The sequence below is a fragment of the Campylobacter concisus genome, assembly GCF_002092855.1.
GTDB classification, from domain to species: Bacteria; Campylobacterota; Campylobacteria; order Campylobacterales; family Campylobacteraceae; genus Campylobacter_A; species Campylobacter_A concisus_AI.
The window spans coordinates 1-863 of record NZ_LVLC01000004.1; the positions used below are offsets into that span (position 1 = coordinate 1).

Here is an 863-nt window from a genome sequence, read left to right on the forward strand (position 1 = left end):
TGATGAAGTAAATGCTAATAGAAATACTCTAAAATCAGAACTGTTTGCAGCAGAGTGGAATATATGTGCCGGAACTTTAGGAAATACGGCTGGATTTTCAAGAGGAGTTGGACTAGGATATGCAGGATTTAAAGCAAGAGCATATCAATCAATGTTTCTATCAGCTCAGCTCGGTCAAGATGGGGCTTTAGAGGCTTTAGCTGATATGTTTGAATATTCTACATACCTAGCAGGTATAAACAAAAATTTACAAATGGCTAGAGAATTTAGAAAGGTAGCCAGCAATCCTCCACTAGATGAATATGGCATGATGCCTTACCTTGATGAGATAGTTGGTAATTACTTCGTGATGGATTTTAATAGGGGCGGAGTCGTTAATAATCCAGATGGCTCAATCCATAGGCATTTAAGAAAGCTCGTAGAAGATGAAGGAAAACTACTAGACCCTAGAGACCTAGACGCAAATGAGACTACAAGGGAAGAATTTGAAAAATATTCAAAAAAAGTATTAGAAGATTATAAGGAAAAGTTTGACGAAGTTGGTTATCCAAACACATGGGATGATCGCGATTTATCTCTCTACATCGACTCCACCATCCTAGAATCTAAAATAATGTCCCTAACCCCACCAGAGGGATATCCTAATGCACCATACTACAACACACCTGAAGAGCTAACAAGACTATATGAAGCAGGTAAATTAGACAAAAAGCTAAATCCTTTAATACCAGTAATGTATAGAGAAAGCTTTCCTGAAGATCTTAGGCAAAAGATATTAAGCTATGCCAAAGAGCATAATATAAAGGATTAGATAATAAATTTAATACCTATGGCTCCATTTGGAGCCAAACTTCGTCTCCTAA

The 863-nt window shown here is 37.0% G+C and carries 1 pseudogene; it reads left to right on the forward strand.

From position 1 onward, the window contains the following. Positions 1 to 811, forward strand: a pseudogene (locus tag A3223_RS04255) (thioredoxin reductase); the annotation flags it as partial. Positions 812 to 863: the final 52 nt, after the last annotated feature.